The 16,237-nt window shown below is 63.4% G+C and carries 16 protein-coding genes; 10 read left to right on the forward strand and 6 right to left on the reverse strand.

Annotated features, from left to right (window positions below; genetic code table 11):
- Positions 1 to 2: 2 nt before the first annotated feature.
- The 4 genes from E2K80_RS06825 to E2K80_RS06840 all read right to left on the reverse strand — a co-directional run bounded on the left by E2K80_RS06825 (position 3) and on the right by E2K80_RS06840 (position 3,477).
- Positions 3 to 962 (reverse strand): class II aldolase/adducin family protein, encoded by a 960-nt coding sequence (locus E2K80_RS06825; protein ID WP_135373954.1) that lies wholly within the window; start codon positions 960 to 962, stop codon positions 3 to 5.
- Positions 963 to 983: 21 nt separating this feature from the next.
- The gene (locus tag E2K80_RS06830) at positions 984 to 1,799 is read right to left on the reverse strand and encodes a TIGR01459 family HAD-type hydrolase (RefSeq protein WP_135373957.1); all 816 of its coding nucleotides are present in this window, start codon (positions 1,797 to 1,799) and stop codon (positions 984 to 986) included.
- Between the two features lie 4 nt (positions 1,800 to 1,803).
- Entirely contained in the window at positions 1,804 to 2,736 is a 933-nt protein-coding gene (locus E2K80_RS06835) for an N-acyl homoserine lactonase family protein (protein ID WP_135373960.1), read from the reverse strand.
- Between the two features lie 87 nt (positions 2,737 to 2,823).
- Positions 2,824 to 3,477, reverse strand: a complete 654-nt coding sequence (locus E2K80_RS06840) for a GntR family transcriptional regulator (RefSeq protein WP_135373964.1) — start codon at positions 3,475 to 3,477, stop codon at positions 2,824 to 2,826.
- A 204-nt stretch (positions 3,478 to 3,681) separates the two neighbouring features.
- Here E2K80_RS06840 and E2K80_RS06845 point away from each other — a divergent pair, with 204 nt between their 5' ends.
- Positions 3,682 to 4,851, forward strand: coding sequence for a Tm-1-like ATP-binding domain-containing protein (locus tag E2K80_RS06845; protein WP_168193123.1), 1,170 nt, complete (start codon positions 3,682 to 3,684; stop codon positions 4,849 to 4,851).
- Complete coding sequence (locus E2K80_RS06850) at positions 4,844 to 5,503, forward strand: class II aldolase/adducin family protein (protein ID WP_135373969.1); 660 nt, start codon at positions 4,844 to 4,846, stop codon at positions 5,501 to 5,503. Before E2K80_RS06845 ends, E2K80_RS06850 begins: the two co-directional genes overlap by 8 nt.
- Positions 5,504 to 5,520: 17 nt before the next feature.
- On the opposite strand, the gene E2K80_RS06855 is transcribed toward E2K80_RS06850, so the two are convergent.
- Entirely contained in the window at positions 5,521 to 6,534 is a 1,014-nt protein-coding gene (locus E2K80_RS06855; protein ID WP_135373972.1) for an AraC family transcriptional regulator, read from the reverse strand.
- 174 nt (positions 6,535 to 6,708) lie between these two features.
- Between E2K80_RS06855 and E2K80_RS06860 the strand changes: the two genes are divergently transcribed.
- The 3 genes from E2K80_RS06860 to E2K80_RS06870 are packed head-to-tail and all read left to right on the forward strand — an operon-like array spanning position 6,709 to position 10,052.
- Entirely contained in the window at positions 6,709 to 7,170 is a 462-nt protein-coding gene (locus tag E2K80_RS06860) for a (2Fe-2S)-binding protein (protein WP_135373974.1), read from the forward strand.
- A gap of 3 nt (positions 7,171 to 7,173) precedes the next feature.
- Positions 7,174 to 9,417 (forward strand): xanthine dehydrogenase family protein molybdopterin-binding subunit, encoded by a 2,244-nt coding sequence (locus E2K80_RS06865; protein WP_135373976.1) that lies wholly within the window; start codon positions 7,174 to 7,176, stop codon positions 9,415 to 9,417.
- A gap of 11 nt (positions 9,418 to 9,428) precedes the next feature.
- Complete coding sequence (locus tag E2K80_RS06870; RefSeq protein ID WP_135373978.1) at positions 9,429 to 10,052, forward strand: hypothetical protein; 624 nt, start codon at positions 9,429 to 9,431, stop codon at positions 10,050 to 10,052.
- 60 nt (positions 10,053 to 10,112) lie between these two features.
- Here E2K80_RS06870 and E2K80_RS06875 read toward each other — a convergent pair whose 3' ends face one another.
- Positions 10,113 to 10,907: a hypothetical protein gene (locus E2K80_RS06875; RefSeq protein WP_135373980.1), complete on the reverse strand. Its 795-nt coding sequence runs from the start codon at positions 10,905 to 10,907 to the stop codon at positions 10,113 to 10,115.
- A gap of 91 nt (positions 10,908 to 10,998) precedes the next feature.
- Here E2K80_RS06875 and E2K80_RS06880 point away from each other — a divergent pair, with 91 nt between their 5' ends.
- The 5 genes from E2K80_RS06880 to E2K80_RS06900 are packed head-to-tail and all read left to right on the forward strand — an operon-like array spanning position 10,999 to position 16,202.
- A complete protein-coding gene (locus E2K80_RS06880) occupies positions 10,999 to 11,781 on the forward strand; it encodes an IclR family transcriptional regulator (RefSeq protein WP_135373983.1) in 783 nt (260 codons plus the stop codon).
- Entirely contained in the window at positions 11,778 to 12,776 is a 999-nt protein-coding gene (locus E2K80_RS06885) for a thiamine pyrophosphate-dependent dehydrogenase E1 component subunit alpha (protein ID WP_238475676.1), read from the forward strand. The genes E2K80_RS06880 and E2K80_RS06885 overlap by 4 nt, the downstream gene beginning before the upstream one ends.
- Positions 12,776 to 13,738 carry an alpha-ketoacid dehydrogenase subunit beta gene (locus tag E2K80_RS06890; RefSeq protein WP_135373985.1) on the forward strand — a complete coding sequence of 321 codons (963 nt, stop codon included), beginning with the start codon at positions 12,776 to 12,778 and terminating at the stop codon, positions 13,736 to 13,738. Before E2K80_RS06885 ends, E2K80_RS06890 begins: the two co-directional genes overlap by 1 nt.
- On the forward strand, positions 13,735 to 15,465 hold the full coding sequence (locus E2K80_RS06895) for a thiamine pyrophosphate-binding protein (protein WP_135373987.1): 1,731 nt from the start codon (positions 13,735 to 13,737) through the stop codon (positions 15,463 to 15,465). Before E2K80_RS06890 ends, E2K80_RS06895 begins: the two co-directional genes overlap by 4 nt.
- On the forward strand, positions 15,462 to 16,202 hold the full coding sequence (locus E2K80_RS06900) for an SDR family NAD(P)-dependent oxidoreductase (RefSeq protein ID WP_135373988.1): 741 nt from the start codon (positions 15,462 to 15,464) through the stop codon (positions 16,200 to 16,202). Before E2K80_RS06895 ends, E2K80_RS06900 begins: the two co-directional genes overlap by 4 nt.
- Positions 16,203 to 16,237 lie beyond the last annotated feature (35 nt).

The raw sequence follows: 16,237 nt of genomic DNA on the forward strand, positions 1-16,237 counted from the left end.
GATCAGCGCGCCGCCAGTGCTTGCCGGTATTTCTCTGCATCCCAGTTCAGCAGGCTTTGTTCGGCCTCCGGTCCGATCGGGTCCGGCTCCCAATCCGGGGGGAGGCGGGTCAGCAGATCACTTAGACATTGCACCATGGCGCGTTGGGCCGGGGTGGCTTCGTGTTTTACCGCGATACCCTGACCCGGCACCATCAGCGCCGGGCTGGTCGCAACCGGGGATTGTGGCAAGGCCGGACCCAGAAACACCACATGATCGGGGTAATAAGACCCGGCCAGGGACAGAGAGGTCAGGCGCGGATCCATGGCCAGCCGTGCCGCTGCCGGGTGCCAGTCATAGCCTTCGGGTGCGGCGGTTTCCGGTGCGGGCGCGGGGGCTGCCAATGGCGGCATGGACAGCCGGGTCTCAACTTCCTCCATCAATGCGGCGACCCCGGCGACATCGGCCCCGGCCACGATCAGCCCATGATTTGCCAACAGGATGATCTGCGTCTCAGGCGTGATCTGCGCGATGATTTCCCGGGTCAGGGGCAGGCCCGGCTTGCGGTAGGGCACTGAGGCAAAAGGCAACCCGTCCAGTTTTTGCCTTGCGGCGGCCAGACCTGTGGGGCCGACCATATGGGTCAGGGTGGCAATCGAATGGGTGTGGACGACCACGGCCCAGTCAAGGATCGCGTGAAAGGTTGTTTCGATCGAGGGGCGCAGCCTGATCGCCGGGTCTATGACCGTGTCCTTGCAACTGCCATCGCCCGCGCCTGTTGCCTCGGCCCGGGCGGCGGCCAGATCAACCTCGACAAAGATCGGTTTGACTTCCGCATCGGCCAGTTCGGTGCCCGAGGCCTTGATCCACATCGTGTCGCCGGATTTGGCCGACGTGTTGCCACCGGGCCCCTGCACGCGCAGCGGGTTCTGACCGCAGCGGGCCGAGAGGTTCAGGAATTCAGCGCTTGGAGGATGAGTCATCGGATCAGGCCACTTCATACATCATGTAATCGGGGAGGGGGAATTGGCCGCGCGCGCCAGATCTGCCGGTGTCGCGCCTCCGGCAAAGGCCTTGCGGTACAGCCCGCCCTGAATGAAGACAGACCGCCAGCCGGCTTTGGCCGCCCCGGTGATGTCATGTTCCAGACTGTCCCCGATCATCAAAATCCGCCTCGGCGGCAGGTCAAGCTGTCGGCGCAATGCTTCGAAAACCGGCAGATGCGGCTTGCCGTAATAGATCACCTTACCCCCCTGATCAGCATATTCCCGCGCCAGGGCACCGGGGGAAAGCTGCATCATCCCATCGGCGCGGGGGGAGGAGATATCGGGGTTGGTGCAATAGACCGGCAGGCCCTGCGTCAGCGCCTGCTGCATCCGCGCGCGCGCCTCCGCCCCGTCGCTGCCTTCGGGCAGACCCATCAGCAGCACCGCCTCCGCCAGTTCGGGATCATCGGCAAACCTCACCTCCAGACCCGCGCCCCAGATCCGGGCATCGCCAGGGTTTGCCACGATCGGCAGAAAGGCGCGATGGGGCACATGCCCGGCGGCCACGTCCAGCCAGAATGCCTCGCCCGAGGTCATCACCGTTTCAAACACCCCGTCGCCAAACCCGAAAGCGGCCAGTCGGCTGGCATTGGCCTCCGCCCGTTTGCCGGAATTGGACAACACTGCCAGGCGGCAGCCGTTATGCCGCAAAGCTGCCACCACATCAGGGGCCGCGCCATAGGCCGTCTGCCCGTTATGCAACACACCCCATTGATCGAAGACCAGCGCATCAAATTGATCCGCCACCAAGGACAGGCTTGCGATGGCCTGCATCGGATCAGCCCGGCACATCAGGGCGGGGCGGTTTCAGGGTTTTGAGATAGGCGTCAACCTCTGCCGGTTTCATCGCCGGGGCGGCTTTGGCGGCTGTGCCCTCCGGCATATCGCCGAAATAGAACTGGAAGCCGGGGATGAATTGACGGCGCTTGCGCAGCTCCATCCCCTCGAACGGATAGACGTCATGATCCCCGCAGGCCTTGTCATGGCAGGCCAGAATGTAATCGGCGCGTTTGTCGATCTCCTCGACGGATTTCCAGCCTTCGACCGAGTTCACAAACCGCGCGGGCACCCAATAGCGCCACATCTCTGCGGGGTTGGGTTCCAGATTGCGGGCCTGAAAAATCGCATCGCCGCAGACCACGATATCACCTGCCGTGGTGGCGACGGTCACCGCCATATGGCCCACGGAATGGCCGGGCGTGTGGAACATGGTGATGCCGGGCAGAACCTCGCACTCATCCTCCACCGCCTCGAACACGCAGCCGGTATAGGCGGCCTCGATCCCCAGAATGCCGCATTCATAGGTGCGGTAATACAAAGGCAGCGGGTTATAGGCCATTTCGATCTCGGCCTTGGGGGCGATATAACGTGCGTTGGGGAATTCTTTCATGTTCTGCACATGGTCCCAGTGCAGATGGGTGAAGACAATGGCATCAATCTCGGACGGGTCGACGCCCAGCTTTTCCTTGAGGTGATGATGCACCTCGGTACAGCCGCGCTTGTCGCATTTATGATGGTATTCCGTGGCCCGTTCTTCGTCGCAAAGCCCTGTATCAATGAGGATTTTATGTTCCCCGGTATCCACATAATAGCAGTAGCAGGGGTTCCAGATCTTCTTGCCTGCCGGGCCTTTCCAGAAAATATAGGTGCCCAGATCAGCCTCCAGCCATCCGGTGTTTATGGGGTGGATTCTGGTCTCTGCGATGCCCATAAGGCCCTCCTTCTGCAATGTCTGGCCCATATGTATACAAAGAGAAGATATTGTCTACATGAAAATCCACGGGATTTGCAAAAGCCGTCAGCTCAGGGCCAGAACCCGCATAAAGCTGGCCTCCATATGCTTGCGCATACCTTCAAAAGCCAGATCTGAATCTTCCGAGAATATTTTTTGCAGCAAGTCATCATGGCTTTGGGACGAGGCGGTCAGATCTGCCTTTGTCGCGAATTTCTTGGCGCGGAACGGGCCGGTGCGACGGCGAAAATCAGATGCAAGCTGTTGGATATACGGGTTGCCCGTCGCCTCATAGATTGCAAAGTGAAATGCCTCATTCGCGCGCAGATATTCCGGCAGGTCGCCTGCGGCGGCCGCCACCCGGCAAGCTTCCTGCGCGGCTTCCATCTGGGTGCGGGCCAGAAGGGTCAGGCGTTGGGCGGCAAGCCTTGCGCATAAGGCTTCAATCTCGTGCATCGCTTCGAACATCTGGGCCAGTTCGGTCTTGCTGTATTGCGCCACACGGGTGCCGCGCGCATTGCCTTCTTCCAGCACGCCCTGGGCGCACAGACGGCCCAGGGCCTCGCGCACCGGAGTTCTTGACGCGCCGAACCGTTCTGCCAGACGGGTTTCATCCAACCGTTCCCCGGGGGCGATCTGCCCGGCAGAAATATCGTCAAGCAGCGCGCGTTCGATCCTCTGCGCGGTGCTGATCCGCGATTTCGGGGCTTTGCTGTCCAACGGGCTACTCCTGATTTATTCTGGTTTTGGATACAGGATCAGCGCCTGAAAGTCCAACCGGAACCGGTGTTTTGCATTTTATATATTGATTTTGTATGCAGAGATGTGTTTCTCAACCGGCAGGGAGCCAGAACCGCATATCATGCCAAAGACCAGCCCAGAATTTTGCGCAGCACCGCATCCGCTGTCAGAGGACAGATGCATATGAGCTGTAAGGTCACCCTGCTTTCGACGCTTGAAACCAAGGCAGATGAGATCGCGTTTCTGCGGGAGGCTTTGGCGCGGTTGGGGGTGACCTGTGTGCTGGTCGATCTGTCCCTTGATACAAAGGGGCAATTGTTGGACGGGGCCCGGAAAATCGCCACGATGGAGCAGGTTGTGACCCGGGCACAATCGCAGACAGAGGCACAGCTGGCGGCAGGCGCACAGGCGGTGATCGGTCTGGGCGGCGGGACCGGCAGCGAGATCATCCTGCGGGTGATGCGGGCCCTGCCGATCACCTTTCCCAAGCTTCTGGTCACCACGCTGCCTTTCGATCCGCGCATCGCGGTGGCGGATAATTCGGTCATTCTGCTGCCGACGCTGGCCGATATCTGCGGTCTGAACACCACCTTGCGGCAGGTTCTTGATACCGCGGCGGCGATGATTGCGGGGGTTTGTTCGGCGCCCCCGTCCTCAATGGAACTGAACACCGACCCCTCGATCGGGATCACCGCCCTTGGGGCGACAGACGGGGCCGTGGACCGGCTGGTTCAGGGGTTGCGTGCCCGGGGGCGGGAGGCAACCGTGTTTCACGCCAACGGCTATGGCGGCGCGGCCTTTGCGCGGTTTGCCGAACAGGGCGCGTTTCACACAATTGTTGATCTGACCCCGCATGAGCTGACACGGATGCGGGTCGCGGGTGCCCATACCGCCATGCCCACGCGGTTCACTGCCGCGGCACAGAAAGGCCTGCCGCAGATCGTGCTGCCGGGGGCGTTGAATTTCATTGGGCTGGGGGCGATTGATCTGGTGCCGGAGCGGTTTCTGAACCGGCCCCATTATCAGCATTCGGGGTATTTCACCCATGTCAAACTGACCGAAGACGAGATGACCGGGGTCGCCACCGCGCTTGTGGGCCATCTGAATGCCGCGCCGGATCTGGCGCATCTTGTTGTGCCCATGGGCGGGTTTTCCCATCAGGATGCCCCCGGCGGCGCGATCGAGGATGAGGATTTGCGCGCGGTGTTCCTGCGCGCGGCCCGGGCCGCCGCCGATCCGGCGCTGAACATCACCGTGATGGAGGCGCATATCGCGGCCCCTGCCGTCACCGATCTTATTCTGGAGCTGCTGTCCCGGCCTCCATATGCCCGCAAGGAGACCCAACATGCCTGACCCATGCGATGTCGAGGCGAAAAAGGATGCGCTGATCCGATCGGCCAAACGCTGTTTCGATCTGCGGTTGCAGACCAATGCCGGCGGCAACCTGTCGGTGCGCCTGTCCTCGGCCGATGCGATTGTGATCAAGCCTTCGGGTGTGGGTTTTGCCGAATGCACGCGGGATAATCTGCAAATCGTGCATCTGGATGGCAGGCTGGAACCTTCGGCCTTCAAACCCTCGAAAGACCTTGATTTCCATCTGGACCTCTATCGAATCCGCCCCGATATCAATGCCATCGTCCATTGTCACAGCCCCTGGGCGACGGGTTATGCCAGTGCGGGTGTCGAAATTCCCTGTCTGACCGTTCAGACCATCGAGAAGATCGGGCGGATGCCCCTGATCCCGCTGTCGGACAATGGCGGACCGCAGACCGAGGTTGAAATCAGCCCGGTATTTCAGGATCCTTCCGTGCGGGCGGCGGTTCTGGCCAATCACGGCACCATCGGCGTGGGCAAAACGCTGACCGCAGCGCAATATCTGGCCGAGATTATCGAGGAAACCGCCCATATCGCCTTTGTTCGTGACACGCTTGTCCGGGTTCACGGGGTGTCAGACACGGCTTTGCCGGTGTTTGGTACGGCTGCTGATGCGAGGAAAATGTCATAAGCTCTGCGCGCCGGGGCTTACGCCCGCGCCCGGGCTTCTGCCGGGGTCATGCCGGTCCAGTCATTGAAGGCCCGGTAAAAGGAATTCGGGTCGCGATAGGCCAGAAGATAGGAGATTTCCTCAACCCGCAGCCCCTCCTGTCGCAGATAATGCAGGGCCAGGTTCTTGCGGGTGTCGTCAAGAATATTCTGAAACGATTGCCCTTCTGATTTCAGCCGGCGCTGCAAGGTCCGTTTGCTGACATGCAGATGCTGGCAGACCGCATCGGCGGTGGGCTGGCCACCGGGCAGCATTTCCAGCAATGCGTGGCGCACGCGGGTGCTGACCGGTTGCCGGGTGCTGCGGCTTTCCATCTGGCGGGTCAGATCACTTTCGAACCGGGCCCAAAGCGCCTCATTGGCCGAGATCAGCGGGCGTTCCGCATCTTCCACGGAGAGCACGATTTTTGTCATCGGCCCGATCTCGATCTCTTGCCCGAGATAGGTTTCAAGGCTGCTATGGTCACCAAGCGATTGCGGCATGCAAAGTTGCAGGGGCACAACCGGATGGGCGGTGAAATTGCGGCAGCATTCGATGAAATAGACCAGTTCGAACGCCGCGAAACTGCCGGGCAGGGGCATATCCGCAACCCGTGATGCAAAGCTGAGCTCCACCCCCAGGTCACTGCGCCTTACCTCAAGCCTGACCGGCGCCACCAGCGGTTTGAACAGCGCCAGCCGGCTGAGCCCGATCTCGATATTCGGGCTACAGGAAAACGCGAAAATCGCCGGAACAAACGGGCCGCGTGCCAGGGCTTTGCCCAGCATGATCGGGGTGTCGGGGGTTGGCGCTTCTGCATAAAGCGCCTCGATCAGCGCAATATACTGCTCTGCCGTCACGCCGCGCCCCTCGTTTTCGATCAGATCCGTGGGCAGACCGGCCCGGCGCAGCACCCTTGCGGGGGTGAGCGTCAGGATATTGCAGCTATGTTGCAGGGAATGCGCAACGGGGTAGCGGGTGATCTGCATGTCGGTCCTTTTCGGGCGGGTCATTGCCTGAGCTTTGCCAGCGTATCGGGGCCGGTCCAGCCATAAGCGGCCCTCTGGCGCGTATTGTTACCGTTTTGGCGTGATCTGCAAGTATACGCGCCCGGCGCGGTTTGTCATGATCGCCAGACCAGACCAGACCAGACCAGACCAGCCAAGTCCCGGACCGGAGGCGCGCCAGTGCAACTGACAGCGAATGGAACCGTCCATGAGGTGGATGTCGAAGACGACATGCCGCTTTTGTGGGTCTTACGTGACGAACTGGGCATCACCGGCCCGAAATATGGCTGCGGCATTGCCCAATGCGGCGCCTGTACGGTGCATCTGGACGGGCAGGCGGTGCGATCCTGCCAGTTGCGCGCGGCGGATGTGGCTGGCGCCCGGGTGACAACCATCGAAGGGCTGGGCACACCGGATGCGCTGCATGCGGTGCAGGCCGCCTGGGTGGACCATCAGGTGGCCCAATGCGGGTATTGCCAGTCGGGGCAGATCATGCAGGCGGCCTCGTTTCTGGAATTCAACACCTCCCCCACGGATGAGGAGATTGACCGCGCGATGAGCGGCAATCTCTGCCGCTGCGGCACCTATATCCGCATCCGCGAAGCGGTCAAAACCGCCGCCGCCGCATTGAGGGAGGGGTGAGCCATGAGCCGGATCGGAACACTCGCCCGCCGGACATTTCTGGTGGGTTCTGTTGCCATCGCGGGCGGTGTCGCCTTTGGCATCTATCGCTATCGCACACCCTATGCGAACCCGCTGCTGGAAAACCTGCCTGAAGGTGAGGCCGCGATCACGCCTTATGTGCGGATCGACGCAGAAGGTGTGACCCTGATCACCCCGCGCGCGGATAAGGGGCAGGGGGTCTATTCGGTACAGGCCGCTTTGATCGCCGAGGAACTGGATATCGAACTGGACCAGATCGGCGTTGACCCCGGCCCGCCATCGCCAGCCTATTGGAACACCGCGCTTTCCGAAGAGGCGGCGGCCTTTGTCGCCCCCGGGGGTGGGCTGATGAATGCGGCGGCGCATGGCGCGTTTGATGCGATGATCAAGTTTCTGGGCATGCAGGTGACCGGCGGGTCAACCACGGTGCCGGACGGGTTTGTGAAACTGCGCCGGGCGGGTGCCTCGGCGCGGGAGACATTGAAACTGGCAGCCGCGAACCGGACCGGGATTGCCCCGGTTGATCTACGCACGGAGGCCGGGGCGGTGCTGCTGCCCGATGGCACGCGGATCAGCTATAGCGCTCTGGCGCCCGATGCGGCCGGGCTGGACCCGGTGCAGGATGTGCCCCTGCGCGACCCGTCCGAATGGCGGTTGATCGGCCAGCCGATGCAACGCCTTGATATCCTGCCGAAATCCACCGGCACGCTGATCTATGGCATTGATTGCGCGGTTGCGGGGATGCTGCATGCCACTGTCCTTCTGAACCCGGCGCAGACCGGCCCGATCAACGGCTTTGATGCCAGCGCGGCCGAGGCGATGCGCGGTGTCCGTGCCGTGGTGCCGGTCACCGGCGGGGTGGGGATTGTGGCGGACAATACATGGCGCGCGTTTCAGGCGGCCGGGGCGGTTCAGGCCGATTGGGGCCCGGCCCCGTTCCCCGCGACCATGGCCGCCCATTGGGACAGTCTGGCTGCGGCGTTCACCAAGGAATTTCAGGACAGCCGCAACCGCGATGACGGCGATGTGGAGGCGGCGCTTGCCGCAGGGCAGGTGATCGAGGCGGAATACCGCGCGCCCTATCTGGCCCATGCCCCGCTGGAGCCGATCAGCGCCATCGTGCAGGTCAATGCAGACAGTGTCGAGGTCTGGACCGGCACCCAGATCCCGCGCTTCATTCAGACCAATATCAGCGCGCTGACCGGGATCGACGCTGAAAATATCCATGTTCATGTGCTCTATATGGGCGGCAGTTTCGGCCATCGGCTGGAAGATGAGGTTGTGAAACAGGCGACCGAGATTGCGATGCAGATGCCGGGCATTCCGATCAAGCTGACCTATTCCCGCGAAGAGGATATGACCCATGATTTCACCCGCCAGATCGCCATGGCCCGGATGCGCGGGACAGTGCGGGACGGGCAGGTGGAAAGCTATGATCTGGGCATTGCCATGCCCTCTGTCATCGGCTCGCAAATGGCCCGGCAGGGATTGTCCCCGCCGGGACCCGACAGCCAGATCGTGGCCGGGGCCTGGGACCAGGCCTTCGCGATCCCCAATCACCGGGTCACCGGATACCGGGCGCCGGACCTGGCCCCGCTCAGCTCCTGGCGGTCGGTCGGGGCCTCTTCCAACGGGTTTTTCTACAATACCGGGCTGGATGAACTGATCCACGCCGCAGGCGCCGACCCGATGGAGGAACGCCTGCGCCTGTGCAATGACGATCTGGCCCGCGCCACGCTGGAGGCCGTGCGCGACATGTCCGGCTGGACCGGTGCGGATATGGGCGAAAACCGGGGCAGGGGCGTGGCGTTGACCCAATCCTTCGGGGTGCAGTGCGCCGAGGTGGTCGAGGTCACCAATACCGACCGGGGCATCCGCATCGACACGGTTTATGTCGCCGCCGAGGTCGGCACCGTGGTGGACCCGATCAATTTCGAAAACCTGGTGCAGGGCGGTGTGGTCTGGGCGCTTGGCCATGCGATGAATTGCGAGATCACCTATCGTGATGGCATCGCGGAGCAGGATAATTACCACGCCTATGAAGGCATGCGTCTCTATCAATGCCCAAGGATCATCGTGCAGGGCCTTGAAAACGGCGACCCTGTGCGCGGCATCGGGGAACCGCCGGTGCCGCCCGCCGCCGCCGCCCTGTCCGGCGCGATTTTCGCGGCCACCGGGCAGAGGTTGCGCGAAATGCCGTTCAACAGATTCATTGATTTCGTCTGAGGGGGCCGGGGATGTCACTGCGCGTATCCATCATCATGGCCGGTCTTGCGGCATTGACCCTCGGGTTTGCCGGTGCCCGGGGCGAAACCGTTGATCTGACCCCGCCTGCCGAGGGCAGCGTCAGCCCGGCGGAGGGGCTGGACGCCTGGGCGCGGATTTATGAGGTCACCTCTCATCCGCGCTGTTCAAACTGTCATGTGGGGGCGGATAACACGCCCATGTGGTCCGGCCCCAGCTATAGCCGCACCCGTCCCCACGGGATGAATATCAATGCCGGTGAAAGCCGGATGGGGGTGGAATATATCCCCTGCAGCACCTGCCACGCCTATCGCGCGGAGGGCGGCAATGACAGGCCCCATGCGGCGCCGCAAGTGGCGATGGATTGGCGCCTTGCCCCGGTGGAGGCGGCGTGGTTCGGGCGCAGCTCTGCCGAGATCTGCGCGCAGCTGCGCGACCCTGAGCGGAACGGCAACCGGGATGCTGCCGATCTGGCCGCGCATCTGGGGCATGATGTGATCCTGCATTGGGCCTGGACACCCGGCGGCGGGCGTGAACCGGCCCCCCACAATCTGCAGGACCATGTATATGACATCCTTGCCTGGGGTGTTGCGGGCTATCCCTGCCCGCAGGACTGATCGGGCCTGTCTGGCGCGAGGCTTTTCGCCGGGCGCATGAGAGGCTGGCAAAGAGTGTTGTCAGAGCTGTCGCAACCAGTCTTTCAACGGCAGGTTGGCAAAGGCGCCCAAACGCATCGCCCTTGGGTTTGCCGTGGAAATCCGCCCGGTTTCAAGCGATGAAAACGCATCTCCGATCCGGGCCGTCATATGCGATACGGTGACAGCCGCGATGCCGCGCGTTTCCAGCGCTGGCAGGCGGGAAATGCCGATCCGGTTCTTTCCGCCGCCGGCATCATTGAACACGGCGATATGGGCCCGGGCCTTGAGCGCACGGGCCGGATCACCGCCGATCAGACCCCCATGGGACCCGGTGATCACAATGCCGCCTTCGTCTTCCGGGCCAACCAGAGAGGCCGAATCCAGCAAGCTCAGCTCCCGGCCCTGTGGCAGGGTCAGACTGCGCCGGGCCTCGGCCAATTCCGGCAGGTGCTGATCCGGGGTCGGGGCCGCCATCAGATAGGGGATCGCCTCGGCGACCTCCATGCCGACTGCCAGACCGCAGGCCGCCGCCCGGGCATTGACCGTGCTGATCCGGCCTGCATCCTGCATGCCCTGTGCTGATCCGATCTCGGCGCTCATGCAATCGACGGCCGCCGCCGCCATGCCCACGGTGTCAAGCTGCATGACGCCCGATACCCCGGCACGTTGGAAGCCTATGCCTGCATCGTTGAAGACCACGGCGCGAAGCCCGCCGCGACTGGCCACCGCCGCCGGGTAGAGCCCGCCATGGGAGCCGGAAATGGCAATCTTTCCGGCATGGTCCGGGCGCAGATCGGTGATCGAATCCAGAAGCAGGGGGGGATCGGTCGTCATGGTCTGAAAATAGATCACTTGACGGAATCACGCAATCAAGTTTCATTATATGCATAATATCGTTCCGATAAACGGAACTTTGGGAGGGTAAATGCCAAACGACATATCTGCCGTTGGGTCCATTGCACGGGCTGCGCAGGTTCTGGACGCGCTTGCGGGGTCACCCGATGGTGTGGCGCTGACAGATGTTGTCGACGCGACCTCCTTCACCAAGACCACCGCACATCGTGTTCTGGCTGCGTTGCAGGGTATTGAATATGTCACCCAGGACCCTGAAACCCGGGTCTACCGTCTGGGTACGAAACTGGCCGATCTGTCCCGCAAGGCGGGGCTTATCGATCTGGCGGCCATGTCGAAACGCGGCATGGCGCGGCTGGCCGAGGCGACCGGCGATACGGTGTTTCTGTCCGTGGCCGAGGGGCCGGTTGCGATCTGCGCAGCCCGGGCCGTGGGCAGTTACCCGATCCGCACCCTGACACTGGATCGCGGCGACCGGCGCCCCCTGGGTGTGGGGGCGGGGGCCCTGGCGCTGTATTGCAGCATGCCGGCCAAGACCCGCGCTGCGGTCAACCGGATCAATCAAAGCTGGCACGCGGAATACGGGTTTGATGGCGATGCCCTTGAGGCGCGCAAACTGGAGTTTGACCAACGCGGCTATGCGCTGAATGCCGGCGATGTGGTCAGCGCGATGAGCGCGGTGGGCGTGCCGGTGATCACCCGTGGCGGGCGGCTGGTTGCAGCACTGGCCATAGGCGCGATCAAAGACCGGATGACGGCGGACCGGATGCAGGATCTTGTCCTGCCGGTGCTGCACGAGGAAACCGGGCGGCTTGCTGCGCGGCTCAGCGATTGGGAAGAGGAAAAAGACCGGTGACACGGACCAATTATGATACCGGGCGCGGGCTTGCCCTGCTGGCGATGATGGAGCGTATCCGCGCCTTTGAACGACAGGCCGAACTGGCCGCCACCCGTGACAAGCTGGTGCTGGGGGCGATACATCTGTCGATCGGGCAGGAGGCCTGTGCCGCCGGGATCATGCAGGCGCTGCGGCGCGATGATCTGCTGTTATCCACCCATCGCGGCCATGGGCATACCCTGGCCAAAGGCGCCGATCCGGCGGCGATGATGAAAGAGCTTCTGGGCCGCGAGGGCGGCTGTTGCGGTGGCAAGGGCGGGTCGATGCATATCGCCGATTTCGGGGTCGGGATGCTGGGGGCCAACGGGGTCGTTTCCGCCAATATCACCATCGGTGCCGGGGCCGCCCATGGGATCAAACTGCTGGGCGATGACCGGATCTGCGTCGATATTTTCGGCGATGGGGCAATCAATCGCGGGCCGTTTCTGGAAGGGCTGAACTGGGCCGCCGTCTTTGACCTGCCGGTGCTGTTTGTCTGCGAGGATAATGAATGGTCCGCCACCACGCGCACGGCGGATATGACCGGTGGCGACGGGGCCGCCGCCCGGGCCGAGGCGATCGGCCTGCCGGTTCAGCGGGTCGATGGCAATGATGTGGAGGCGGTTGCCGATATCGCCGGTGATCTGGTCGCGCGCATCCGTCGTGACCGCAGGCCCGCTTTCCTGCATGCGCGCACCTTCCGGCAGGAAGGCCATACCTATTTCGACCCGGCGGCCTATCGCTCGCAAGAGGCGACGCAGGCCCGGATCGCCGCAGATGACCCGATCGCCCGCCATCGCGAAACCCTGCAGGCGGCAGGTGTCGCAATGGCGGAGCTGGATCAGATAAAGGCAAAGGCGGAGGCCGAGATGCAGGCGGCTTTAAGCGTTGCCACGGCCGCGCCATTCCCCCCGGATGACAGCGTTTTTGACGAGGTTCAGGATATCGGTTCCCCCGCTGAGGAGGCCGTCTGATGCCCGTCATGACCTATGCAGGCGCCGCCCTTCAGGCGCTGCGCGAGGCGATGATCGCCGACCCCCGTGTCTGGTGCGTGGGCGAGGATCTGGGGCGCGGCGGCGTCTTCGGGCAATATAAGGGCCTGCGCGAGGAATTCGGCGAAACCCGGATATCCGACGCGCCGATTTCCGAGGCCGGGATCATGGGGGCCGCCTTTGGCGCGGCGATGGTCGGCACCCGCCCGGTGGTCGAGATGCGGTTCGCCGATTTCGCGCTCTGCGCCACTGATGAGCTGATCAACCAGATCGCCAAGGCGCGCTTCATGTTCGGGGGGCAAAGCCGCGCGCCCATGGTGATCCGCAAACCGATGGGCATGTGGCGGTCTTCGGCGGCGCAGCATTCGCAATCGCTGGAAGCCTGGTATGCGCATATCCCCGGTCTGGTTGTCGCTGTCCCCGCCACGCCGCAGGACAATTATGCGATGATGCGCGCGGCCATCGCTGCGGATGATCCGGTTGTCTATCTGGAGCACAAGGATATCTGGCTGAACGAAGCCGAGGTTGACCCTGAAGAGCCCTTTACCTGGGGCACCGCCCGGCGGCGTCATGCGGGGGGCGATCTGACCGTGGTCAGCTGGTCGAACACTGCCAATCTGGCCGCAGAGGCGGCGGACATACTGGCGGCAGAGGGGATCGCCGCCGATGTGCTGGATCTGCGCAGCCTCTGGCCCTGGGACAGGCAGGCCGTCTGCGAAAGCGCGGGGCGTAGCGGGCGCCTGCTGGTCGCCCATGAAAGCGTGGGCACGGCTGGGTTCGGGGCCGAGGTGGTGGCGACTGTGGTCGAAAATACCAGCCTGACGTGCCCGCCCCGGCGTTTGGCCTCGCCCCGGTCGCTTGTGCCTTATGCACCCAATCTTGAAGACCAGTTGCGGGTGACCGCCGACATGATTGCCGATACAGCCCGGGAGATGTGCAGATGAGTGCCAATGAAATGACCGGTGGCGAGGCTTTGGTGCGGATGCTTCTGGCCCATGGGGCCGGGCCGATGTTCGGTATGGGCGGGTTCCAGCTTTTGCCGTTTTACGACGCGGCGCGGCGGCTGGGGCTGAACCATAACCTGATCAATGATGAACGCTGCGCGGTTTTCGCGGCGGATGCCTATGCCAAGGTCTCGGGCCGGGTCGGGCTGGTGGATGCGACGCTTGGGCCCGGCGCCACAAATCTGGTGACCGGCCTGGTCGAGGCGCTGAATGCGGGCTCCCCCCTGGTGGCGATTGTCGGCGATGCGCAGCGCGATCATGCGGGCAAGAACATGACCCAGGAAACCGATCAGGTTTCGATCCTGCGGCCCTGCGTCAAGGAACTGATCCGGGTCGAGGCTGTGCATCGCATCCCCGAGGCGGTACGCCGCGCCTTCGCGGTGGCAACCTCGGGCCGTCCGGGGCCGGTGATTGTGGATGTGCCGGAAGATATCTGCCACGGGCTGCACGGGTTCGACGACAGCGATTTTGAGGTTGATCCCGCCCATGAGGCCGCACCGGCCCTGCGCTGCCGCCCGGATACCGGTGCCCTTGAAAAGGCCGTGGCCCTGCTGGCACAGGCGCAGCGCCCGCTGATGCTGTGCGGTGGCGGGGTGCATATCAGCGGGGCGACAAAAGCCGTGACCGCGCTGGCCGAAACCTGTGGCATTCCGGTGGCCCATACGATGACCGGCAAGGGGGCCGTGGCCTGCACATCCGATCTGAATGCGGGCCTGTTCGGACGCTATGACCGGATTGCCAATGATCTGATCGACAAGGCCGATTGCCTGCTGGTGGTGGGCTGCAAACTGGGTGAGATCGCCACCAAGCGCTACACCGTTCCCGCCCCGGGCAAGACGGTGATCCATCTTGAGATTGTCGCCGAGGAAATGGGCCGCACCTATCAGCCGACTGTCCGGCTGTGGGGGGATGCAAAAGCCGGGCTGGAGGATTTGCTGGCCGCCCTGTCCCCCGGCGCTGCCGAGCGGAAGGCCGGGCGGGCCAGCTGGCTGGCCGGGGTGCCCGAGAAGATGGCCGCATGGCGCAGGGATGTTGCCGACAGGCTCCAGTCCGACGAGACACCGGTCCATATGGCCCGGCTGGTCACCGAGCTGAACACGCATCTGCCCGAGGATGGCTATCTGATCGCAGACGGGGGGTTTGCCGCGCATTGGGGCGGGCTTCTGTTCGACAGCAAACGCGCCGGGCGGCCTTTCGTGCCGGACCGGGGGTTTGCCTCCATCGGCTATGGCCTGCCGGGCGCCATGGGCGCACAACTGGCCGCCCCCGATGCGGTGGTTGTGGGCCTGACCGGCGATGGCGGGTTCAACATGGTTCTGGGAGAGCTTGAAACCGCCCGGCGCATGGGGCTGGGCCTGACCGTGATTGTCGTGAACAACGCGGCGTCAGGCTATGTGAAGGCGTTGCAGCACCTGATGTATGGGGAGGGGAATTACCAGTCCTCGGATCTGGCCGAGACGAATTATGCCGCCCTTGCCGAGGCGATGGGCTGTCACGGTATCCGTGTGGAACGCCCCGGGGATCTGGACGGCGCGCTTCAGGCGGGTTTCGCCGAACGCAGCCGGCCAAGCGTGATTGACGTGATGGTCACGCGCGATCCGGGCCGGATGCTGCCTGCGGTGGATAACCGCACGGTGCAGGTCAAAAAGGGGGACCGCGTGGCATGAGAGATCCTGTCGCCATCGTGACCGGAGGGGCCGGTACTCTGGGCCGGGCCATCGGTGATGCCTTGGCCGCAGACGGGATGCGTGTGATCCTGGCCGATATGGTCCCTGTTGCGGATGCGGGGGCCGGGCAGGCGGGGGTCGCCTGCGATATCACCGATGCGGAGGACCGGGCCCGGCTGATCGCCGGGGCGGGCAGCGATCTGCGCGTGCTGGTCAATTGCGCGGGCACCGGGCAGGTTGTGCCGTTGCCTGAGATTTCGGCCGCACTTTGGGACAAGGTCATCGCCCTGAACCTGAGTGCTGCATTCCATCTTTGCCAACTGGCCGCAGGGGGACTGGGCGAAGGCGGCGCGATCATCAACATCTCCTCGGTTTCGGGGCTGCGGGCCGGTTACGGGCGTGTGGCCTATGGTGTTTCAAAGGCCGGGCTGATCCAGTTGACCAGACAGATCGCTGTCGAACTTGGACCGCGCGGGATCACCTGCAACACGGTGGCCCCCGGCCCGGTTGAAGGGCCGCTGACGCGTGGCATTCACCCGCAAAGTCAGGTTGAGGATTACCTGAACACAATCCCGCAGGGACGTTATGCCATACCAGAGGAAATCGCATCTGCGGTGGCCTTTCTGGCAGGCCCCGGCGCCCGGCATATCACAGGCCAGTGCCTTGCGGTCGATGGCGGGTTTCTTGCGGCAGGGGTTGGGGTGCGCGATGCGCAGCAGGCCCCGCCAACGCAATGAAAGACGATAGGGGGAGAAACCAAAACCACAATCAA

Source organism: Rhodophyticola sp. CCM32, from assembly GCF_004751985.1.
Classification (GTDB): Bacteria; Pseudomonadota; Alphaproteobacteria; order Rhodobacterales; family Rhodobacteraceae; genus Rhodophyticola.